This is a genomic window from Chitinophaga sp. 22620, assembly GCF_052044405.1.
Lineage (GTDB): Bacteria > Bacteroidota > Bacteroidia > Chitinophagales > Chitinophagaceae > Chitinophaga.
This window is the reverse complement of the sequence record NZ_JBQEMV010000003.1, coordinates 285,061-309,168: the sequence shown is the minus strand read 5'-3', so window position 1 is coordinate 309,168 and position 24,108 is coordinate 285,061. Positions and strand designations below refer to the sequence as shown.

At 48.8% G+C, this 24,108-nt stretch carries 15 protein-coding genes; 2 read left to right on the top strand and 13 right to left on the bottom strand.

Going from position 1 to position 24,108, the window contains the following annotated elements:
* Window positions 1-7 precede the first annotated feature (7 nt).
* Together ACTJIK_RS16685 and ACTJIK_RS16680 are read left to right on the top strand one after the other, a co-directional pair.
* Window positions 8-3,421: a TonB-dependent receptor gene (locus tag ACTJIK_RS16685; RefSeq protein WP_440648103.1), complete on the top strand. Its 3,414-nt coding sequence runs from the start codon at window positions 8-10 to the stop codon at window positions 3,419-3,421.
* A 10-nt stretch (window positions 3,422-3,431) separates the two neighbouring features.
* The gene (locus tag ACTJIK_RS16680) at window positions 3,432-5,180 is read left to right on the top strand and encodes a RagB/SusD family nutrient uptake outer membrane protein (protein ID WP_440648101.1); all 1,749 of its coding nucleotides are present in this window, start codon (window positions 3,432-3,434) and stop codon (window positions 5,178-5,180) included.
* Window positions 5,181-5,229: 49 nt separating this feature from the next.
* Here ACTJIK_RS16680 and ACTJIK_RS16675 read toward each other — a convergent pair whose 3' ends face one another.
* The 13 genes from ACTJIK_RS16675 to ACTJIK_RS16615 form a co-directional block, all read right to left on the bottom strand.
* A complete protein-coding gene (locus ACTJIK_RS16675) occupies window positions 5,230-5,763 on the bottom strand; it encodes a DUF2306 domain-containing protein (RefSeq protein WP_440648099.1) in 534 nt (177 codons plus the stop codon).
* 211 nt (window positions 5,764-5,974) lie between these two features.
* The gene (locus ACTJIK_RS16670; protein ID WP_440648097.1) at window positions 5,975-7,126 is read right to left on the bottom strand and encodes a helix-turn-helix domain-containing protein; all 1,152 of its coding nucleotides are present in this window, start codon (window positions 7,124-7,126) and stop codon (window positions 5,975-5,977) included.
* Window positions 7,127-7,324: 198 nt separating this feature from the next.
* Window positions 7,325-10,630 (bottom strand): carboxypeptidase regulatory-like domain-containing protein, encoded by a 3,306-nt coding sequence (locus ACTJIK_RS16665; RefSeq protein WP_440648095.1) that lies wholly within the window; start codon window positions 10,628-10,630, stop codon window positions 7,325-7,327.
* Window positions 10,631-10,666: 36 nt separating this feature from the next.
* Window positions 10,667-11,692, bottom strand: coding sequence for a fasciclin domain-containing protein (locus ACTJIK_RS16660; protein WP_440648093.1), 1,026 nt, complete (start codon window positions 11,690-11,692; stop codon window positions 10,667-10,669).
* Between the two features lie 19 nt (window positions 11,693-11,711).
* Window positions 11,712-12,725 carry a fasciclin domain-containing protein gene (locus ACTJIK_RS16655; protein WP_440648091.1) on the bottom strand — a complete coding sequence of 338 codons (1,014 nt, stop codon included), beginning with the start codon at window positions 12,723-12,725 and terminating at the stop codon, window positions 11,712-11,714.
* 16 nt (window positions 12,726-12,741) lie between these two features.
* On the bottom strand, window positions 12,742-13,995 hold the full coding sequence (locus tag ACTJIK_RS16650) for a fasciclin domain-containing protein (RefSeq protein ID WP_440648089.1): 1,254 nt from the start codon (window positions 13,993-13,995) through the stop codon (window positions 12,742-12,744).
* Between the two features lie 10 nt (window positions 13,996-14,005).
* The gene (locus ACTJIK_RS16645; protein ID WP_440648087.1) at window positions 14,006-15,037 is read right to left on the bottom strand and encodes a fasciclin domain-containing protein; all 1,032 of its coding nucleotides are present in this window, start codon (window positions 15,035-15,037) and stop codon (window positions 14,006-14,008) included.
* Window positions 15,038-15,075: 38 nt separating this feature from the next.
* Window positions 15,076-16,353 (bottom strand): hypothetical protein, encoded by a 1,278-nt coding sequence (locus ACTJIK_RS16640; protein ID WP_440648085.1) that lies wholly within the window; start codon window positions 16,351-16,353, stop codon window positions 15,076-15,078.
* Window positions 16,354-16,389: 36 nt separating this feature from the next.
* Window positions 16,390-18,180, bottom strand: a complete 1,791-nt coding sequence (locus tag ACTJIK_RS16635) for a DUF4397 domain-containing protein (RefSeq protein WP_440648083.1) — start codon at window positions 18,178-18,180, stop codon at window positions 16,390-16,392.
* Between the two features lie 45 nt (window positions 18,181-18,225).
* On the bottom strand, window positions 18,226-21,348 hold the full coding sequence (locus ACTJIK_RS16630; RefSeq protein ID WP_440648081.1) for a TonB-dependent receptor domain-containing protein: 3,123 nt from the start codon (window positions 21,346-21,348) through the stop codon (window positions 18,226-18,228).
* A 317-nt stretch (window positions 21,349-21,665) separates the two neighbouring features.
* Window positions 21,666-22,637 (bottom strand): FecR family protein, encoded by a 972-nt coding sequence (locus ACTJIK_RS16625; RefSeq protein WP_440648079.1) that lies wholly within the window; start codon window positions 22,635-22,637, stop codon window positions 21,666-21,668.
* A 73-nt stretch (window positions 22,638-22,710) separates the two neighbouring features.
* Window positions 22,711-23,283, bottom strand: coding sequence for an RNA polymerase sigma factor (locus tag ACTJIK_RS16620; RefSeq protein WP_440648078.1), 573 nt, complete (start codon window positions 23,281-23,283; stop codon window positions 22,711-22,713).
* Between the two features lie 85 nt (window positions 23,284-23,368).
* The gene (locus tag ACTJIK_RS16615; RefSeq protein WP_440648076.1) at window positions 23,369-24,076 is read right to left on the bottom strand and encodes a hypothetical protein; all 708 of its coding nucleotides are present in this window, start codon (window positions 24,074-24,076) and stop codon (window positions 23,369-23,371) included.
* Between the last annotated feature and the right edge of the window lie 32 nt (window positions 24,077-24,108).

Here is a 24,108-nt window from a genome sequence, read left to right as displayed (position 1 = left end):
TTTACTCATGATGAAATTGGCAGCCGTTATCGTTTGTTTGTGCGCTGCACAAGCGTTTGCGCTATCAGGGTACTCGCAGGAAAGGGTGTCGCTCAACCTGAAGCAGGCCCCTCTCAAGAAGGCGCTGAAGGCTATTGAGCGTCAGACCTCCATTCATTTCGTTTACAGCGACGAGATACTGGACGGCAAAGCGCCCGCCGATATACAGGTGGTGGATAAGACCTGGGCGGAAGCAGTGCTCCACTTGCTGAGCAACACCGGCCTCACTTATAAGCAGGTGGACGAGAACCTGGTGGTGATCACCCAGGCCGCGGCAAAAACTTCAGTATACCAAACCGCCGTGCGCGGCAAGGTGACGATGAAAGACGGCCAGCCCCTGCCCGGCGTCACCATCCTGGAAAAAGGCACCATGAATGCATCCTTCTCGAAAGAAGACGGCTCGTTCAGCCTCACGGTGAAGAACGATTCCGCCATACTCGTGTTCAAATACATCGGCTTTGTAACGCAGGAGCACCCGGCAAAAGCCACGATAAATATTGTAATGACGGAAGACAATACCGCCCTCGAAGAAGTGGTGGTGGTAGGCTACGGCGAACAGAAGAAGATCAACCTTACCGGCGCGGTAGACGTGGTGCGCAGCGAAATGCTCGCCAACAGGCCCTCCGCCAACATGGGAGAACTGTTGCAGGGCGCCTCGCCGAACCTTAATATCGCGGTGACCAATACAGGCGGCGAGCCCGGCGCCGGCCGCTCCTGGAACATCCGCGGCCTCGGTTCGCTCTCCGGCAGCGCGCCGCTGGTGCTGGTAGACGGGGTGGAGATGAACATCAACAACCTCGACCCCGAATCGGTGGAAAGCGTTACCGTGCTGAAAGATGCCGCCGCCTCCGCCATCTACGGCGCCCGCGCCCCTTTCGGCGTGATCCTCATCACCACTAAAAAAGGCTCCGCCGGCAAAGGCGTGCAGATCCAGTACAGCTATAACCTCGGCCTCGCTTCGCCCATCAACCTTCCCAAATGGAGAAGCTCGTACGACTACGTGATCGCCCGCAACCAGGCGCTCGTGAACGCGGGGCAGCCACCTAAATTCCCGGCCGAGCAGATCGACCGCATTCAACGGTATATAGACGGCTCCTACCTGCCCGAGTACGATACCGCCAACCCGCCGCCCACGCTCTGGCGCGGCCGTCACGACGGTAACGCCAACTACGAGTGGTTCGATATGTACTTCAAAGACCAGGTGGCCAATCATAAACACGGCCTCAGCCTCAGCGGCGGCACCGAAAAATCGCAGTATTACATTTCGCTGGGCTATTTCAACCAGGGCAGCGCCTACAACTGGGCGGACGAGCATTATAAACGCTACAGCATGGTGTCCAACTTCTCCACGCAGGCCACCAAATGGCTGACCGTGAACCTGAGCACCAAGTTTGCCAGCTCCATGCAGCAGCACCCCATTGGTTCCAGCGGGCTGGAAAAGAAACAGATCATTTCCGAGATGATGAAGTTTTACCCTACCACGCCCATGTATAACTGGAACGGCACCATCAACAACCCTTACGTGCAGCAGCTGATGAACGCAGGGCTGGAGAAGGTACGCGACAACGATTTCTGGGGCACCATCAGCGCCGATATAGAGCCGGTGAAGGACTGGAAGTCCACCGTATCATACAGCTACAACTACTACGGCGGCAAATACTCGAAACACGACAAGCAGGTGTGGCTCGAAGCGCCCAACGGTACGAAGTGGAACATCGGCTCGCCGGAGAACGGGTTTGCGCAGGACTGGGAAGAGAACTATTATTCTTTCCTCTCCGCCACCTCCGCTTACCAGAAAACACTGGGCGGCCATTTCCTCCGCCTGATGGTGGGATACGAGCAGGAGTATAAACAATACAACAGTCTCTCCGCTTCCAAACGCGGCCTGGTAACGGAAGCAGTGCCTTCCATCCGCACCGCCACCGGCCCCATGCAGGTGAACGACGGCATGAGCCACTGGGCTACCCGCGCTTTCTTCACCCGCTTCAACTATAACTACAAAGAAAAATACCTGCTGGAGCTGAACGCCCGTTACGGCGGTTCATCGCGCTTTGCGCCCGATTCGCGCTGGGGTTTGTTCCCCTCGCTGTCCGCAGGCTGGAACGTATCGCGCGAGAACTTCTGGGCCGGCCGCCTCGCCAAAGCCGTGAACAGCCTGAAACTGAGAGGTTCTTATGGCACGCTCGGCAACCAGAACGTGGCCAATTACCTGTATATGTCCATCGTGCCCATATCCGGCAATCTTGAATGGGTGTTGAACGACATCCGCCCCAATTACTCCGGCATTCCCGCCATTAAAAGCCCCAACCTTACCTGGGAGCGCATCAGCACGCTGGACTTCGGTATGGACGCGGCTTTCCTGGACTCAAGGCTGATCATGAACTTCGACTGGTATAACCGCCGCACCACGCGTATGTTCGGCCCCGCCGTTACGCTGCCCGCTGCGCTCGGTACCAGCGTTCCGCAGGAAAATAATTCATCGCTTTCCACCAAAGGCTGGGAGCTGTCGCTTTCGTGGAGAGACCGCATCAACGCCAACGTGGACTACAACTTCCGCGTTTCCGTGGCGGACTACCGCGCTACCATCCTGGAATACCGCAACGATGCCGGCCTGATAGACAGCTATTACAAAGGCAAGGTGTACGGCGAGATCTGGGGCTATACTTCAGACGGGCTGATACAGTCAGCAGGGGAGAAGATGCCTGACCAGAGCAAGTTCTTCAACAAATGGGGACCGGGCGACATGCGGTTCAAAGACCTGGACGGCAACAACGTGATCAACGACGGCAACCGCACACTGACCAACCACGGCGACCTCCGCCGCATCGGCAACAGCCAGCCGCGGTACAATTTCGGGCTCAGCGCCGGCATCTCCTGGAAGAACCTGGACTTCTCCATGTTCTGGCAGGGTATCGGCAAACGCGATCTGCTGGTAACAAGCTCCGGCTCCAACACGCTTTTCTGGGGCCTGCTCAACAACGGCGAAGCCTTCTTTTACGGGCAGGAAGATTACTGGCGGCCCGCGGACGAAACCAACCACTTCGGGCCCAATACCGACGCCTATTTCCCCAAGCCTTACGAAAGCAACGAAACCTACAAGAACCTGCAGCCGCAAACCAGGTACCTGCTCGATGGCGCCTACCTGCGTTTGAAAAACGCGCGGATCGGGTATACGGTGCCTAAATGGCTGACCCAAAAAGCAGCGCTGAGCATGGTGAAAGTGTATGTGTCCGGCGAAAACCTGGTCACCTTCCAGAAAATGCCCAAACGCATCGATCCGGAAACCGCCTTCTCCTCCATGGGCAGCAGTTCTGTAGAAGGTCTCGGTAAAATTTACCCGATGTCAAGAACAATTTCTTTCGGGTTGAACATCACATTTTAATTGAGCTGTTATGAATCGCATCAAACATATTATACTCGCCATAACGTTGATCGCCACCCTCGGTTCATGTGACGATGATTTCCTGCAGCGGGATCCGCTGGACCAGATATCGTCTGACGTGTATTTCCGTACCACTTCCGACCTGATGCTGTACGTGAACCAGTTTTACCAGCCTGCTCACGGCCTGCTCGATTTCGGCAGCACCGGCGGGATAAACTACAACCGCACCGTGTTCGGCCTCGACCTCAACACCGACAATTTCGTAAGCGCTTCCATAGACGCGCGGCTGAACGGCACCCGCGTGGTGCCCGCCACCGGCGGCGGCTGGGATTACAGCTTGGTACGGAAAGTGAATTATTTCTTCGAGAACTACCAGCGCTGCCAGGATAATTTCGACGCCTACAAACAATACCTGGGAGAAGCCCATTTCTTCCGCGCGCTCATCTACTTCAAGCTGCTGCGCACATTCGGCGACGTGCAATGGTACGGCAAAGTGCTCAATACCGATTCTCCCGAACTGATGGACCCCAGGACGCCGCGCAATATTATTGCAGACAGCATCCTGGCAGACCTCGATAAAGCCGCGCTGTACATGAATGCTGAAAAAGTGAGTAATGGCCTGCGCCCCGACAAATGGGTGGCGCTGGCCCTGCAGGCACGGGTGGCGTTGTATGAAGGCAGCTGGGAAAAATATCATGCCGCCGGTTCCCCGTTTGCCGTGACAGGCGCGGACCCCGACAAATATTTCCGGAAGGCCGCGGCAGCCGCGGAGGCCATCATGAGCTCAGGCCGCTTTACCATCTATTCCACCGGCAAGCCGGATAAAGATTATTACAACCTTTACGTGCTGCCCGAATATGGCACGAATAAAGAAGTGCTCCTCTGGAAAAAATTCGACAAAGGGCTGGGCATCGTGAACTACCGCAGCGTATCCAGCGACTTCCCCGCGGGTACCGGTGTTACCAAAGGCCTTGCAGACGCTTACCTTTGTAAAGACGGCCTGCCCATTTCCGTGAGCCCGCTGTTTGCAGGTTACACCAACATCAACACGGAAATGAAAGACCGCGACCCCCGGTGGGCGCAAACGATCTTTACGCCTGCCATGCCCTGGGAGATCAAAGGCGTGGACACGATCACCTGGAACCAGGCCGTGTACTCCAAGCTCTTTAACAGTTCCGAGAATTCCACGCCTACCGGCTATGTGATCAGGAAAGGCTACAGCGCCGAATTCGTGAACCACGACCTCAGCGGCGGTACCGAGCCGGTGATATTTTTCGGCTATGCCGAAGTGCTGCTCAATTTCGCGGAAGCCAAAGCCGAGCTGGGCCAGCTTACCCAGGGCGATGTAGACAGGTCCATCAAGCTGCTGCGCGACCGCGTGGGCATGCCTAACCTGGTGATCGCCAACATCGCCACTGATCCTGATTGGGATTTCCCCGCGCTGCCGCCCGTGATCAACGAGATCAGGAGAGAGCGCCGCGTAGAGCTGTCGCTCACCGGCTTCCGCTGGGACGATATTGCACGCTGGGCTGCCGGCGACGAATACCTGGCCGGCAAGCGTCCCAAGGGGATCTTCTATGGTAAATCGTTTCCGCAAAACCCTTACCCCAACGACGCTGATGGTTTTATGGACCCTTACAAAACCCCGGCGCCGAACGGCTACGGCTTCAGGATAGACAGGGATTACCTGAGCCCGCTGCCGCAGAATGAGCTGACGCTGAACCCGGCGCTGAAACAGAACCCGGGATGGGTGCAGTAGGGGAGTGCTGATATTTTTTGAGAGCCGCTTCGTTATAGAAGCGGCTTTTTCATCGGGCCTGTTCCTGCTGAGGAGCTACCATGGCCGGCTTCCTGGTCAGGAAATAAGCCGTGGCTAAATTCGGTATCCAGCACCACCAGGCTACAACGACATACGCAGTTTCGAAATTGCCGAAGATTGCATACAGGAAAGGCATCCAGAGCCTTAACGTAACTGCGGCAAAGCAGCAGGCGTAGCTATAGATCATCATGTTCCTGTGTTGTACCACCTGCCTGTTCCTGATGCGGATGTATGCCATTAAAGTTGTGTAAAACCAGATAAAACCCAGGCTCATAAAGCCCAAAGCCGCAAGAAGGCCTCCTGTGGCGTAAAAAGCGATATAAAATCCCGCAAGTGAACTTAATAAAACGGCCATTACGTATAACCTGCCGGTTTGCCTGTGGAACGCGGTATTTTTGCTCCTGATCCCCGGGCTGAATTGTATCCATCCGATCAGTAAGGCCAGGCCGCCAAAGATGATGTGTGTATAAAAGCCCAGGTGCCAGAAGGGATTTAAAAAAAGCTCATCGGGTTTAATCTTCAATATACCCGCCTTTTTTTCGCCCATAAAGAACAAACCCGGGTAAAGCCCCACAATTACCGACAACGCAGCAAACAGGATCCATAATAACTTTTTGACCATCTTTTTTAGCTGCAAAGGAAGCAGGTACTCGTCTTTTGAACGTTCCAAAAGGTAGGATGGTCTCCCTGGTATTCCATTTTGGAGGTTCCAAAAGGTAAGATGGCCGTTTTATCTACGCCTGGTTGCCCAATTGTATCTTTTCCTGTTGACAGAATTCTGAGGGAGAAAGGCCCGTTGCCTTTTTGAAATTCCGGTTGAAAGTGGTCTTGGAATTGAACCCCACCTCGAAAGCAAGGGAAAGGAGGGTAAATTGGCTGTTTTCGGGCAAGGCGGCTATCCGCTGGAATTCTTTTACGCGGAAGTTGTTGATATAGTCGTAAAAATTCCTTTGCTCCATGGTATTAATTACCTGCGACAGGGTATTGCTGCTAACGCCCAGCTGCGCTGCCAATCCGTCCAGGCTTAGTTCGGGGTCTTTAAAAAGCTTTTCGGCCTGCATTAACAGGGTTAATTCCTGGTGGACTTTTAACATAAGCTCAGGCCCGATGGCCGTTTTCAGGTATTTGGCCTTTTCACTGCCAATGGCCGGGCTGTTAAGACCGGGGGCATTACCTTCTGCCGGGTCACTATTTTTTATCGTATCAGTGTCAATCAATTGAACCCGGTTGGTAAATATGCCGACCTGCTTTATCCCGAAATATCCAATAAACAAGATGAACAGATCAACCAGCAGGAAGGTGGAAATATCATTTCCGAGTATAATGGACAGCCAGATAGCGCCTATCCCGATGGTGAGGTAAACCAGCCAGTCCAGGTTGATTTTCTCTGAATAAGAAAATTGCCTGGAGATATTTACACGGTGCTTTTTTAATAAGATCAGCGATAAAGCCACGTAAATTATCCCTGAAGGTATAATGGGAAGGCGTATAATTGAAAGGAGTTTTTCATAGCCAACGCCGCTATTTTGATAAACGCTGATCTTTTGGTCAAAAGTCAGGATAAAGAAGCCCGACAACAGGAGGTAGGCTATGGTTGCAGGAATAAAATGAATAAACCAGCGCAACCTTTTATTGCTTTGATTGGCTAAAGTGGCAACATACAAATACAAAAAAGGGCCATGGGCCAGCGGCAACGGGATCTCAAGGCCCAGGAAATACGGGAATTCAACATAGGTTCCGGAGATCAGCAGGTGATAACACAGTAAATGAAGGGAAATCACGACCAACCAAAGCGCTAAAATTAAATCGGCGGTTGATTTGCTCTTTTTTGTAAAAAGAAGCAATGCAAGAAATATGGAAATGATTATTCCCGCAATATGAAACATCTGGTTAGAAATTTGTGAAAGCTCATCGTTCAGGCTAAGGGGTTAAAAGTAGAATTTTTTGATCAAAACTCATGAGATTCCGGCAATGGATTGCCCTTAACCGCAATAATATCCGCAAACCGCCGCAGAAGATGTTCTGGCGCTGAAATAATAATAAGCTGGCCAAAAAGTAAAAATGCTTTTCGGCCAGCTTATTATTTAAAAACTATACCTCGCTCCCAGCTGCATCTGCCAGCGGGAGGCCATCAGATCGGTAGAATAAGGTGTTCCGGGATCCCGGAACTGGTAAACAGGGTACCCCTGGGATTCAACTCCCGGAGTATACGGCACAAGACCAACACTTGATGTGGCATTATAGGTATTAGAGGAAAAATAGGCCAGTCCCCAGTTCCTAGAGATCAGGTTAGTGAGGTTGATGATATCCCATGTCAAGCTGATAATATGTTTCTCCTGGTCATCTTTTTTCCGGGATATAGCGATATCCTGCTGGAAATGAAAATCAACACTGTAATTCCAGGGAGTGCGGGCTGCATTACGCTCTGTATAACCGCCACGGCGCGATCGCAGATAATCATTCTTATCGATGAAAGCATTAAACGCATCGGCCAGCTGCAGGGCGGAAATAGTTTGTCCCGCGGCGTCCGTATACGGTCTGAAGAAATTAACGGCCTGGTTGCTGAAAGGTATATAAGCAAGGCTGACCTGCTGGGGTGTTCCCTGTGCGGAATAATTCACAAATCCATATGTAAAGGGGCTTCCCGACTGGAAGCTTCCCAATAAAGAAAAAGTACTGGCCAGCACTTTGCTCCACGATCTGCTATATCTCAGTTGTGCAACGATGCGATGGCGGATGTCAAAGTTTGAATAGGCCAGCTCAGGCTTGTTTGGATTCAGTGCCTGGTTCAGCTGCCAGTTGCTTTCCATGGAATTTCGGATACCGTTGGAAACATCCTTAGACTTGCCATAAGTATAGGCGGCGGAGAAATACAGACTGCCGGGGAACGTTCTGCTTACCTGCCCGGTAATGCTGTACCTGTAGCCTTTTGTTGTGTTAGACAGCTCGTATGCGTTGGCCAGCCAGGGATTCACACTGCCGGAATATACCGGCTGGCTTTTATTGGCTGTATCATAGGCATAATAAGTGGGGTTATCTTTTAGATTCACCTGCTGGAAAAGCACATCCTTAATGTTTTTGGTATAGATGCCTTCCAGGGTATATTTAAAACCTGCGGCATCTGTATAATCAAAAGCCAGGCTGCTGCGTAATACCTGGGGCATCACAAAACGGTTATCGATCACGTCTACCTGTGTGGTTCCCGAATTGCTGTTATTTACCGGCTTACCCTGGCTGCTCACAAAACCAGCTATGCCTGGAAAAGGATGACCGGGATCGCGGATGAAAGGATTACTGCCGGGTACAAATGGAGAAACCTCGTTGTTGGTTGCTTTCTGGTCGTAAGATCCATATGCATCCCCCGTGTTGTAAAAAGCATATCCCAGCCAGGCAAATGGAATCCTTCCGGTGAACAGGCCGCTGCCGCCACGGATGATCAGTTGCTGATTGCCCATGGGATCAGCCCTGAAACCAATGCGGAAAGAAGCCTGCGGCTTGTTCAGGAACTTTTCATTGATCTGGTTGAGCGGCGTATAGGTATAACTGTTCCCGAAAGTAGGGTCTGTATCCGCCTCTTTTATTTTCCAGCTCAGATCAGGCTTAACAGGAATATGCGTTTGATCAAGCCGCAAACCCATGGTTAATTTGAACCTGTCGCTTATTTGCAATTCGTCCTGTACGTATACGCTGTAAAAGTTAATGTTGAATACCGCTTCAGGATGAGCCAGGATGTAATCCCTGTCGTTGTTCTTATAGTTGAAATTACCCTGTACCCTGCCGATCTTATTTTCCAGGTAATCATTCACGCTCTGGTAGGTTACTCTTCCGTTCCAGCTATTCACAAAGCCATAATTGATCCTGTACAGCTCATTATGCGTTCCCAGTGTGAGGGTATGTTTTCCGAGGCGCCACAACACATTATCCGTGATCTCGAATGTTCGCTGCTTCATATTGAAGATGGCCGCCTCCCTGTCTGTTCCAAAAAAGATAGTGGCGCCGGGATCTTTACCAACGATCTGCACCTGCGGGAAATCTGCCTTGCTGAGCGGATTACGGTAATCGTGAATGAAGGAGGCTCCCAGGATCAGGCTGTTGGATAATTGATTGGTGAACCTGCTTTTGACCTCTGCCACCGTAGAATTCTGATTATTTACCTGCTGGTAAGCAATACTGGAAAAACGGAAATTAAACTGGTCCCGCTCCATATTGACGGCTTTGGAAAGAATGGTATTGTTACGGACAGATACCTGTGTAGTATTGTTCACATTCCAGTCTATCCTGTTAAAGAACTTATTGGATCTTGAATAGGCATTGTAAGTATCATAGGTGCCGGGGTCAAAACCATAATTGGTGATGGTGTACTGGCGGATGGTTTCTGCCTGTTCTTTACTTAAAATAGCATTGGAGGCTTCGCTGCCTGCCACCTGTTGTATCACGTCCTGCCTTTCCGTTATCTCTTCATTCGTAAAAAAGAAAAGTTTATTTTTTATAAGCGGCATGCCTACCCTGAACCCTATCTGGTACTCATGAAAACCTTTGTCCATTTTGCTGTTCAATTCCTGCCCGGTATGATCCTTTCCGGTAAGGGCGCCATTTCTGCCATAGGCATAGACAGAACCTTTTACAGTATTGGTGCCGCTGCGTGTTACGGCGTTGATGCTGCCGCCGGTAAAATTACCGATCCTGACGTCATACGGCGCAAGGTATACCTGCATGTCTTCTATCGCATCCAGTGATACTGAATTGGTGCGCGTGGAAGAACCCGGCATATTGGAAGTGCCCGTCTGCCCTCCTGTAGAAGCGCTGAAACCAATGGCATCGTTATTCACCGCGCCGTCTATCGTAACGTTGTTGTACCTGAAGTTGGTTCCTCCAAAAGAGTTATCCTTAGAGCTCTGGGGCACCAATCTGGTGATATCTGTAAGGCTGCGGCTGGTAGTTGGAATGGAAGCGATCTGGTCCCTTCCGATATTTAATCCTGTTCCATAATTGTTGGCTTTGGGTTTGCTTCTGCCTGAAATGGTAACTGTGGTAAGCTGCCTGGTAGCGGCTGCAAGCGTAAAATTCAGGGTTAAAGGCTCTCCCAGCCGTATTTGGGTGATCAGCTGCTCCTGCATTTGCATGCCGGCACTGTTCACCGTCACGGAATAAGGCCCGCCGACCCGGATGCCGGGAACACCGTAATGCCCATTGGGGCCGGTTATTGTTGTGTACTTTGTGCCCGAAGGAATATGAATGACAGTAATGACAGCCTGTGGAATGGCATGTTTCGCTGTATCCGTAATGCTGCCATTAATACCTGTGCTTGTTTCCTGCGCTTTTAGGGCAGCAAAAGGCAAAAGCAGGGGCAGTACATAAATTGCCTGTTGTATAATTCTTATTATTTTCATTATTATGCTTGTGAATCTTGAAGTATTGTTAGCGCGTTATTTTAACAGCAGCACCTGGTCCACTTCCTGTACCACGCCATCCGCAGCAAGCAGGTCCGTTTTAACGATGCGTGGATTTGGATTATTGACAGCGGTCATGATCGTTAATCCGTCCTCTCTTACGCTCGGATATAAGACCATATAAATACGGCCAAGCCCCTTCAGCATAAAGCCGCCTTTAAAATCCGATACGGTACACGAAAAAGCGGAATTGTCAGTTGCGAGGTCCGGATCGATCGCATAGCTGCCTGTATAGACCTGGGTCTTTACCAACGAAGCCAGCATCTGTGTATCTGCAATGTTCTTTACATATTCAACAGAAGGAATGCCATAATTGATAAAAGCCTGGTTGGTAGGTGCGAATATTGTTTTGCCATTTGTCCGGAACATATTCCTCACGTCACCGTAATGCGGTTCATATCCTGAGTTAAGCGACCTGGTAATAATTGCGCTAAAGATGGAAAGCTCAGGAGTTCCTGCTATTAATGCGAGCACGCTGTCTTTCGGAGGAAGCGCCAGCCTGTTCATCTTATGCACTACCGCATCGCCCAGGTTGATATTGGCCTCTTTCATAGCAATGCCGTTAAAGAAAATGCCATAATAATTCTTGGTAAGGATGGGGCGCCTGTCGGTCAGGGTGGTAGCGCTTTGCCGGAAGAAGCCTGCAAGTGTGCTGCTCGAAACCCTGCCTTTCACGGTCATATACTTCAGTATCTCCAATAGTTTTGTTTTGTCCATTGCATTCACTACCTCCAGTGGCATCGCCTGCGCGGTAAAGGCTGAATCGACCGGTACAAAAAATGTATAAGGGCCGCCGGATAAATAGGCACTGTCCTGCTCCAGGCCCGACCGCCGGAATGCAGCGTTAAAAATAGTCGTATTGCTTTCCCCCGCGATATATTCCCTGAAGGATACATTCGCTCTCCCTGCGGGAGAAATCGTTCCTTCTTTTTCAGAACAGGCTGTAATGATCATTGTAGCCGCTGCCACAAAAATGAAGGCCTGTATTTTACTGTGTAGCATATATTCCAGATTTTTGTGTTTAGGGAGCAAGTACCTGTGTGATCCTGTTGAGCACACTTTTTCCCGCTGCTTCGTTATTGATAGGTTGATATTTAGCGTTGGTAAGACTAAGTTCCACGGGAGCGTTTGAGCTGTTGCCGGGCCCGTAGAAATAGTTGTAGAAATTAAACAACGAGTAATACCTTAATTCCCGGCCACCGGCGGTAGCATACCGAACGGTATCGTCATTATTCTTAAAGAAATCATACTGCATATCGCTGTTAAAGATCTTTCCCCTGATCATATGGTTCTGCACAAACCGCTTCAGCAATGCAGGATCTGCCTGCAGCAGGCTGTCCATTGTACTGATGCCAAGCCCCAGGTTTGCTGTGTTTATATGGGTGAATGCTGTGTTCAGCGGTGCTAAGACCGTATAGCTTTCCTGGTCGATATCGGCGGTGAGGCCTGCCCGTTGAATAGCGGCAGCAAACAGGGAAAGGTCAGGGTCGCTGGAAATGCGCTTTGAAAGGGAAGGGTAAACAACGGGCGGGAATAAGGTTTCTATTACCTGCAGCATGCCATTGGTAGCCACATTATCTGCGGCAATTATTTTACTGCCGTTGATGGTCATGATGGTATCGCTGCCTTTAACATATTTACTGAAATACAGCTCCGCGCCGGACAATGTTTTCAGTGGCTGGTTTTTGCCGACCGGCATTTTCTTAAAAGAATGGCTGCCCGGTATGATCCAGCCACGAAGCAGATCCGTGTTATAACTATTGCCCCAGTTCCCGTAACTGTATAACTGGCTGGAATTAACGGCCAGTAAAGTATAAGGGCCGTTGGACCTGAGTGTATCTTTTAACCAGGGTGCATTTGCGGACTGCATCAGGGTATACTCGTAAAAATTATAGTTAGCCTCCAGCTGGTATTGTAAACGCCCTGTATAACCATCCGGATAGGTAGCAGGAGCTGTGGCTTTATCCTTCTTACAGCCTGTTGATATAAACAGGATGAGGATGCCAGCGAAAGAAAGATATTTGATGAAATTCATGATGTTGGTATTTATCTTAATTCCTGAAGAAAAAAGTGTTCACTTTATATACCGCGCCGTTACTTCCCATAAAGTGGTTCTCTGCGGGTATCGGGACTAATGGCTTTAAAGGATCACTGCTCCACTTGATATAAGGTATGCCTCCGGACGCACTGAAAACAAGCGGCGCCAGCTTCATATAATTGCCGCCATCCCAACCCGCGTAAAGGGATTTAATATAAACATTCATTCCCGCGCCATTTACATAACCCGGCCTGTTCGCCAGATCGCCATACAACAGGATCGTTTTTCCAGGGTTTGCATTGTTGTAATTAAATACTACATGCCTTCTCAGCATGCTGTCCATAGGCGACTGATAGGTGGGGGAGGTATTAAAATCAATAGCGGCAAAAGCCCTGATGTCTTCCGGTGTATTAAAACCCGCCGCAGCAAAAGCCGCATTGGTAGGTGCAAAAACGGTCAGGCAATTGGGCCGTGTGCCCCAGGCCCTTATATAGTTCCGGACATAGACACCCAACCGCTGAAAGATAACCGTATCCGGAAATTCGTTATAGCCATTGATATTGTTCATTCGCACGTTAATGCTGTCTACAATCTTCAGTGCCTCGTAATATAAACTGAGATCCGGCTGCGACTTGATAAAATCCCATACGGTGCGTTCAAAAGGCGGCATGATCACTTTCCTGGTGAAATACACATAGCCGTTAGCTGCCGGAATGGGCGCTTCTGCATTGGCAACCTTTTGATCATTTATATACAGGCCGTTGTTTTCATAATACTTGATAAAAACGGGTAAAGGATGGCTTAGCAGGTTATCATTGTCGGTATATTGATTCGGGAAAGGCGGCACAATTACCAGGGTAGGGGCTTTTATGGTAAAAGCGGCGTCTCTTAGCTCAGTGGTGCTAAGTCCGCCCTGTATGATATGGTAGCTGACCAGTTTCTTAAGCGAATCCGGCGAAAGCGATTGGATGTTTTGCGCGGTAAGGCCGGCAACCTGCATGGCGGAATCAGTTGGCGCCAATACAGTAAAACTGGCAGCAGCTGACCGGAGCACACTGTCAAGCCCGGACCTTTTTACGGCCTGCCGGAACAATGACGATCCGCCTGAGGATAGGGCCTCATCGAGCGTCCCGAATGGTGCGGCATTTGAAGGAAGGGAAACGGCTAATGGTGTATCCTGGTTCTTTATGCAGGATGGCAATCCGGAGAGCATGGCTAATGCCAATGCCCCGGTCGCGAGCCTGTTATGGAGATGTAAATATTTCATGCTGAGGTGTTTATTTTGTCATATTATAGGGATATACCAACGGAGCGGTACAATCTATCACGGTGCCGTTCACGGCAAGCTTTCCCGGTTTCTCTCCATTAATGTATTGCTGGTCGCCAAGACCCACCGTGTAATAATCCGGCGAGGGGCCGGCGTTAACGGGAACGGCGAATATTATATTGTCGTACGTATTGATGACCAGTGCACCCTCCGGCTTGATATAATACTGAAACCTGTTCTCGAAATCGGAAGGCATTCTCAAACTGAAATCGCTGAAAAAGAAAAACCTGTTCTCCAGTATCTGCGCATCAAAAACATACTTTTTATAGGTCAGGGTATCCATCATATCCAGCTCATCCTGGCTTATAAAAAAATCATTGTTCAGCGCCAGCACTACAAAAGGTCCGGGGCCTGCAAGTTTGTCCAGCAACCCGAATTTGCCGAGCGCTTCGGTGAACCTGCTGTAATCAGGGTCGTTCATCAGCAGTTCCTTTACGCTGGCAGGCGGCAATGCGAGCACGTTTGTTAATACATGTACCACGCCATTGGCCACAGGGATATCCGTAGTGGTTCCAAATGTCCGCATCCTTACGCCGTTCACGGTCAAAACTCCCTTTGTTCTTTTGCTGACATATAGCTCCCGGTCGTGGATGCTGACCAGTTTAGTATTCAGGGCTTCAGGGATGGATGTTTCGGGAGTTTTACCCGGCAGTATATGATAGGAGATCAGGTCCTTCAAACGGGCGGGATCCAGTTTGCCAAGACTATCGGGGGTAATGCCCGATGCGGCAAAAGCCGCGTTGTCCGGCGCTAATAATGTAAAATCCTTGCCGGGATCTGCGAGAATGCTTTCCAACCCTGTTCTGACAAGCGCGTCGTACAGCATGCTGAAGCTGTAGTTATATTTCAGGTATTCAGCCATATTGGGCTTAGGCGCTACAGGAAGCGTTTCCGGCACATCGTCCAGGAAATCATTTTTGCAGGAGTTTAATTGCAACAGTGCCAGGGAGAGAAAAACCAAAACACGTATAGAAAATTTCATATGACTATTTTATAAGTAAATAAATCAACCGCTTCATTTTACCTGGGCACTTCATTGAAGGCCCGCTGCATTTGCATCATGTAAACCCTGTCGTAACATATTTCCAGGATGCTCACGGTAGGGTAAATATTTATACGGTTATTATTATTCAGGATCAGGTTAAGATTAGGCAGGTACCGGCGTACATAGGGGATATTCTGATTGTAATACTGCAATGTGACAGGGTTGGCCGAACAATTCACACTCAACACTTTTTGGGAAGTGGAGTTATAATTATAAAAGTCAAACTTTACAAAAGGGATATCCTCATCCAATTGTATACCACCGGTATTCGAATTATTCTTCTGTAGATTGCTGGGGAACTTTTTCAGCGTGCTGTCCTTATAAAAGAAATAAGACCTCGGCAATAACGGTAAAGACAGATAGGAAGCGACCTTTCCCGCCTGCCTGTTTGAAATGGTAGTATAAAAAAGGTCCTGCATGCCCATGATAGGCAGGGTAGTATTGGCGGAAACGATCACATCCCGCATTAAATAGGAATAGTAAATATTAACGGTATCGCTGAAGAAATTGAAGAAACCCAATTGTGCGGCCAAAGGGTATTTACCGGATATGTTATCAAAACCTACATAGATCTTATTTGCTTCAAAGGATTGTTTGTAAAAGTTTTCTGTCCTTACATACAGCCCATATGTTATGGGGCTTTCCTTTGAAGTTTGCAGGGCCTGTACAGTATACACTTCCCCGGCTTTTAATTCTATAGTGGTGTCTATCAGTATATTTTTACGGATACGCTCATCCAGCGAAGCAAAGGGCGTGTTGTTCTTTGGCCGTACCACAAAAACGATCCGGTGTTTTCCGGGTTTTACCTGTGCCCAGGAAGACATATCGAAGCCATTCATGGCCGGAGCCGCCGGTACATGCGCTTTGCCCGGGTATTCAAAATTCACGATCCCCGTATATAGCGGAACACCGGCTTCGTCTACTATCATAGACGGCGCAGAAGGGTCTGTATCGGCATCCGTGGGGTAAGACTGGCTGGAAAGTTGCCGGGTGTTCAGGTAATCGCACATCACATTCGCGCCCGTAAAGGTGCCGCCGGCATCGCTGGCCGGATCCATTAAAAAGGTAAGGAAGGGTGATAAACCGCCAATGTCGGTAGGCTCAACACTGCCGGCAATACTATTGAATACCCTGATATAAGCGGCGTTTTCTATCGGTTCCGCGGGTTTGTATTTTGTACATCCAGGGAGCATAATGCTGCAGGCAATAATACAGATCACGAAGTTGATGAACAGAACAGCTTTCGATAACATACTTGTCATTATTAGTTATTAACCGTTTACCGGCAATTATTTATTATGCTTTATTACCATCAACCTGGCTTTTTCTCCTTCCGGAGCGCCGGGGACCGTTTTGCCAATGAGGGCAACGGTATAGATACCCGGTTCCGCCCAGGGTTCCAGGGACGCTGATGTATACAGCCCTTTATTAGCAATAAACTTTTCTTTTACGTTCAGCGGGGAAATACTGGCCAGCAACTTGCCTGGCAGTTCAGGATACCGGCCTTCCGTGCTTTCATAGACCCTTATTTTTTCCGCACTGCCGTCTCCTACAGCAGCGGGATTCGAGATGCCCAATGTTCTTTTACCCATGGCATAACTCAGAAAAGGTTCCACGTCAGGGATGGTGTTTGATTTTATATTACAGGCGCCGGAAAAGGGGAGGTTCTGGTAGAAATCGTAATGAATAAACAGGGAATGATCGTTGGTGAATGTAGCCAGCGGTACGTCTGGCGAAAGGTTCAGGAACCTGGTGCTCCAGGCATAAGGTTTTTTCCTCAATGCATCCGTACCGCTAACGCCGGAGGGTGTTCCATAACCGGTTTCATAATAGGCGGAAGTCATACTTACTGCGGCGAATACTATATCTGCGCTGCCATCTTTTTTTTGCGTGGCCCAGATGGTGTAGTTATCATAAGGGTACAGTGTAAGGGATTTTTCCGCTAATTTTTTACCACTGGCATCTGTAATACTGACTGTATGTGCGCCACGGGTAGAAATGTAATATTCACTGTTTTTCCCAAAATCAAGGCCATTGGCAATGCGTTGCCCGTCAATCATAAAATTCAACCCCGGGCCCGGATAAGCATTTGCTGCCTGCACCCTGGCAAAAGAAAAATTAACGGCCGGTTCGATATCTGCTACAACCCTGTATATATTCATATTAAAATCCACCCTTACCGGGTCGCCTGTTCCGTCAGGGTATTTATCCTGGTAACTCATGGCGGCGGCGGATACTAACATCGTGTATGCTCCGCCGGGCTTGTATGTTCTAACAGGTATGATCACGCCCTGCTGCGGCTGGGGCAAAGGTTTCACAGACTGGAAGTCCGGCTGCACAGGCAGTTCCGTCATTTGTTTCTCGACATCAATAAAGGAACCGTTCGATAGGAACAACTTGAACTGGTAGGCGCCATAAGGCAATTCGACATATTCACTGGCCGTATTGGGCGCAATATTACTGAGCTTTGCATGCACAGGCGTGCCATCGGCATATGTAAGTGTTACAGGTCCGGTGAGGCCAAGCGGATCCTGCGTTTGCTGGTAGTTAAGTATCCTTACCTTAAAATTCTCCGCCGCAGCCGGCGGGTTTGCTTCACGGTTCAACACTACATAAGATAAAATATCCTTTCCCTGTGCCGTTTTCCTGAAAAGGTAATAGTCCTTTGGTTGCAGTGTATTGTTCTGAATGATGGTATCAATTGTCTTTGTATTAATGAGCAAACGGATCTCCGCCCTGCCATTTTTGTCCAGCAGAGAAGTGGGCAATATAAAAGGGCTTCCGCCTGCTCCCGCTTTCCACGCTTCTTTAGGGAAGAACTGCAACCCCAGTTGTGTGGCATTGCCTGTACCGATCACTGCGGCCCCCGTGCCATCTTTTATACCATAGGCGGTAAGGGGAATGTTATTGATCGTCATATCCGCGTCAAAATCCGTAAAGTTGAACAAGCGTATATTGGAGGGGGAAGTCTTTAACACGTCCAGTGAGGACTTATTGATATTATCCGCCTTGTCTTTTTTACAAGAGAAGAATAATCCTGTTGCCATTAAAGCGATATATATATTCAGTGTTAGTTTCATTTTACATTTATTTAAAAATGGGTAAAGCAACATTGTTCCTAACCGTCAAAACATGTTGTAGGTTATGCCGATGGCCAGTTCGGTGCCCTTGTAATATTTCCTGCGCACATAAGAAACGCCATGGTATTTCCCTTTGCTTCCCGGCGTAGTATATACTTCCATAAAGGCAGGATTGAGCATGTTCTTTGCAAAACCTTTTATAGAGAATGATCTGTTCAGCCGCTGGCTGAAGACAAAATCCAATACGGGCGCCGGCCGGTCATATATATCCGGCGCGCCATCCAGCTGAACCTGTATCAGGCGGGAACCCACCATGTTAAAACTGGTCGTGATATTTGTGCCTGTTTTAGCGCCGACAAAATCCAGGTAAAAGTTGAGGGAATAAGGGGCTTGTTCAAATACCTGTGTGGCCTCGGGAGAAAAACGGTCAATGGTCCTTGCTGCATTTAACCTTTCCGGATTTTTTGTGATATAGCTGGCTGCCAGCAAAACATTGCTGCCGATATAAAAATTCTTCAGGCGCCGGCTAAACAGGGCCAGGCTCTTTTTTACTTCCAGTTCTATACCATATACCTTACCCTGGTTAGGGTCATTTTGAAATTGAACGGCGGGAAACTCTGTATTGTATGCCTGTGAGCCCTGCGACTTGTAAAGGAATACTTTATTCAGCTGGTTGTCTATCAGTTTGCCAAATACTGAAGCGGCAATTACTTCGCCGGGGTTGGGAAACCATTCCCAACGGAAGTCCGCACTTTGGGTTTCCTGGTTTTTCAATGAGGGGTTACCAATTACCACGGCGAACTGGAAGGGGTCAAACTGCGTGATACTGGTAAGTTCCCTTAATTCCGGGCGAGCCAGGGAAGTGCTGTAAGCCAGGCGGAAGTTCATATTGTCGTGCAGGGTATAAGTAAGGTTGGCGGAATAATAAGGTTTGAAGTCAACCTGTAAACCGGTGTTGGGATTTGCGGTCCTGAAAGTAAGCGCCTGCCCTGCCATATCTACTTTGGCGGTATCTACCCTGGCCATGATCTCCGTTGATTCGAACCTCACGCCCCCTGTAATGCGGAAACCGGCCATCCTCAGGTCCAGCATGCCATAAAAGGCCTGCGTTTCATATGTTCCTTTATAGTTATTGGGGGATTTTTGTATCTGGTACAGAAAGCCGCCAATGCGCGGATGTCCTTCCTGGTCGTATACGCTGCCTGGCTGTAAACCTACGTTCTGATAGGAAACCAGCTGGTTCATATCTCCTGAAAACGAAGTGCCCCTTACATCCGGCAGGCCCAGGATATTTTCCTCATACTTTCTTTCTCTTCTTAAAAAATTATATCCTGCTTTAAAGACCTGTGATTCGCCTTTTATGATGAAAGGCTGCACCAGGTCTCCCTTAAAATTGTAATTACTTTCATTCAGGTTCCTGAAACTTCTGCCGTTGGGATTTACGCCCAGTGAAGTTCCCTCCGCACCAATGCCGTGCACAGAACCATATACAAGCGTATAGGTATCAGATCCCAGTCCGGCGCCGCTCTCGTCAATAAACCGGGTGGCCTGCAGATGCGCCAGGCTGCTAAAGCGGTAATCGGGGTTGTTCTGGCTGGATTTTGACGTGCTCAGGTTATATGTCAGGCGCGTGGCATTTACGCTTTCCCACAATTTATGTTCTCCCTGGAAATTGAATGTGTTGAAGACGCGGCGGGTTTGCTTCAGTTGGTTCACCACATTGTACACCGGGTATAATATGCCTGTATTGGTCCAGGCCCCGTCCAGGTTCGATCCGAGAGATTCCGCGCCCCGGCTGCTGATAAACTGGGCCTGTATCTCGTTGCGGTTATCGAATTTAAAGGTAAGGCCTGCGAGGGCGCCATAATTAAGCTGCTGTTTGCCGGTATTCTCTTTATAGGCCAGGTATTTGTCGAGCCTGGGAAAGTCCGGCGTAATGTAGTTGGGAATATGCAGCGGGCTGAAGATCGCGGTTGAGCCAGTTACAATACCCTGGTAAATGCTGTACTGGTTCAGTTCTCCCTGGTAAATATCCTCTGTGCGGTTGTAATAGCTGGCGCTGAGTATCACCCCCAGTTTTTTTCCATGGAACACGTCGAAACTGTTGCCCAAGGAAACGCTATAGATCTGGTTGGGTTTTGCCTGGCGGAACGAAGTGCTCAGTACCGGGTCGAAAGAACGCATCAGGCCGTTGATCCGGTAAGCTTCCGCCGCCGCTTCCTGGCTATACCGGCTTTCTATGAACAGTTTCTGGATCTGCGGCAGGCCGCCGGGATATTGATCCTTTAGCTTATTAAAATCCGGTGTAAGGTCATGCTCCTTTACCCGCTGCCCTGCAAAACCCAGTTCATCATGATAGAAACCATTTACTTTTCCGCCGAGCCCTATGTTTGTATTAAAGCCTCCCTGCGCAACAAATTGTACTGTCAGCCGGGAGGGAATGGATTTTGTCTTCAATTCCACGATCCCGCCGGAGGCGTCCGCCGGATGGTCCGGCGAGGATGTTTTATAGACCGTTATATTATCCAGCAGGTTGGCAGGGATCAGATCGAGCGGCACGGTACTTCTGTCCGGATCGGAAGAGGAGAGGCGGGCGCCGTTTAATTCGCCCACCACGCTTCTGTCTCCCAGGCCCCGTATGGCTACATATTTGTCATCCGTAATGGTAACGCCGGTCACTCTTTGCAAGGCCTGCGCGGTGGTGATACTGGCGGTTTTTTCGATATTCTGCGCGGAAATGCCATCAGATACGATCGCCGAATTTTTCCGCTCCCGCAACAATTCATTTTCTGTGCTCACTTTCCGCCTCGCCAATACTGTTACTTCAGACAGTGATCTTACATCTGTGTTCAGCGTGATGGTTAGTCTCGAACGGCCTGCTATTTTAATTTCCTTTTTTTCATATCCGATGCAAGTCACTACCAGCACGCCATTCGGGTCCACCTTTATCTTAAAGTTTCCATCCGCATCTGTTAATGCATTGATCCGTGTGCCTTTCAGGTAAACCGTCACCAGCGGCAGCGCTGCTCCCGTTTTTACATCGCTGATATGCCCGGCGACAATAATAAGGCTATCCGCGCTTCCGTTTTGCCTGGCAACGCTTTCTTCTTTCCGGATCACGATCTTATTGTTCATCCATTGCCATGAAAAACCGGTCCTGTACAGCATCCTGTTTAGAATAACTGATAAAGGCTGGTTAACAAAAGAAGCACTGAAGGTATTAGGGAGTTGCTTTAATTCACTTGGCTGGTAATTAAATGTGACAGCGCTGGCTGTTTCCAGTTTTTTTATACTCGTGAATATATCGTCATTCTGAAATTTAACACTGAGTGTTTTTTCTGTTAATTGCCGGGCCGATGCCGTTAAGCCGGCAGTAAGTAAAAAGAATAGTAAAATTTTTTGCATTTCAATTCTTGTTTTTTAAACATGAGTATGCCTGTTCGTAGGTTTGCCACGAAATTTCAGATGGACATTGATGTTAAATATTAATCCCTTATAATGATCGTGCTGTCCCTGGTAACGGAATAACTTAACCCGGAGGATAAGCAGATCACGTCCAGCACTTCTTTTCTTGATTCATTCCGCCCAAAAGCTCCGCTGAATGTTCCGCCTGTTCTTAAGGCGGATTCCGGCAGCTCTATTTTTATTTCATAGTATACCTGTAAAGTTTTTATCACAACGGCAAGGGGCGTTTCATTAAACACCAGCTGGTTATTTGTCCAACCTGTTTCAGCCGCCGCATTCATCTGCTGAACGATAGTTGACTGCCGGGAGAACTTGTCGTAGGTGATCTGCTGATTGCTGTGCAGTATGGCCAATTGACGGTTTTCGCGGCTTACCTGTACCTTTCCGGTTACGACTGTTACACTTGCTTCGTAGCCGCTTTTAGCATCTTTGACTTGGAATGATGTGCCTAATACGTTGATATTCAATTCATCACTTTCAACATTAAATGGCCTGGCTGCATCATGCGCGATATTAAAAAAGGCGGTTCCATGCACTAAAGCCCGGCGTTTATCCGATCTGTAGCTTTCGGGGAAACTGATGCTGCTGTTTTGTGCCAGCGTAACCACGCTGCCATCCGGCATTGGCACCTGTTTGATTTCATAAGGCCCGGTTTCGATCGTTTTAATAGCGACAGGATCCACCAGGTCCCGCAACTGGTATTGAAAAATGTACGCCGTAATTCCCAATCCGCACAACAGTATTCCCACAGCGGCGATCTTCCTTGATCTTTGGCTCATTGAACTGATCCACTGTGTTTTCCGGCCCGGAGCCTTGGCGGTATAAAGATTATTCCATATGCGGGCCTTTATCACTTCTTTTTCCCGCTCAGTGAAATGAGCATGTTCCTTTTCCGCCATCAGCATATAAGCTTCTATCATGGCCTTTTCCTTGGGCGTTGCTTCTCCACGTTGATACCTTGCAAGCAGGTTATTTATCTGGCTTTTGTCCATACTGGTCTTATAAATTAAAAAAGGCGCTTTATACCAAGCGCCTCAAAAGGAGATTTAGTACCAGAGCCGAATGTTACCTCCATGTTATGTCTTGCAATATCATGAGCAACAAGACCTGCATAATGGGTTTGCGTAAGCGGGAAAGAGCGGTTGTAAGTTGATTCTTAACGGTTTGTTCGGAAATTTCGAGTTTTTGGGCTATTTCGGTGATTGACAGGTCTTCTTCCCGGCTAAGACGGTAAACCTGCTGCATACGCTGGGGAAGCGCATTGATCTCTGCATTGATCAGCTCATTCAGTTCGTCGGCGGTGAGCTTTTCCAATATATCATTAAAAACAGGCAATATATGTTCATTCACGGCATCCAGGTCTTCGGGGCTTCCCGTCATGTTCTTCAGGGCGTCAATCACTTCGTAGGAAACAGATCTATACAGATATGCCTGTAAAGAGTAGGTAATTGTCCTGGAGGTACGGTGTTCCCAGATCTTCATGAAAACCTGCTGCACAACGTCCTCCGCATCCTGTTTGGACTTGAGGCGCTTCCAGGCGAATAAAAATAGTCCTTCCCAATAACGGTCAAACAAAATACCAAAGGCTTCCGTATCATTCTGCTTTAGCCGTTCAAGCAGCTCCATATCGTTTTGCATGAAACTATTTATAAGTATACAGGAAACGGAGAAATGCCCTCAAGGTACTACGGAGGGTGAAAGAATTGTACAGGGGCTATTTTATTTAATTGTTATTTATGAACTTTTTCTTATTGAGCCAGTTCACATACTTTTTCAGCTCATCGCCGGGTTCGGTGGCGGCTAATGCAAGGTATTGATTAAGCAGCACCGGGTCTTTCACATATTCATCGATGGCCTGCAGGCAACCGATCTTATGATATTGTTCGTCCACGGTTTTCCATGATTGTTCCAGGAGCGCTCTGATAGCCGGATATCCCAGTTTGGCCAGTGCCAGCAGCGACAGCCGTTTGGTATATTCGTCACCGCTATGGTAGAGATTTAAAAGTATATCCTCTGTTTCGGGCGTCAGGGCATCGAATTTTTTTTCGAAGCAGGCGGCAAACTGTGATTTTGCGTCATTATATTCAGGTCCGTTCAGCTTGGTTACAGCTTTGGCAAGAATCATAAAATCGCCGGGTGACAGGTCGCCGAGGTTCGACAATGCCGGCGCACGGGATAACCAGGCGATCATCCTTCCGATATCCCAATGCCGGGCAATGAGATAAAGTAAATTCTCCAGGTCTTCATCGTCCAGCTGATCGATCTGCCTGGCGGCAAGCAGCGCTGAAAAATAATCTTCTATCGGCTTCCACTCCGGGTAGCTGGCGTCGTTAATCTGCAGGTCGTGTATCTCTTGCGGAGAATAGTTGGCAGACAGCCATTCTTTGAATGAGCTAACAAAATTTTTAAGGATGGTTTTATGGTCTGGCATAATTGAACAATATACATTGATTTCAAAAAATA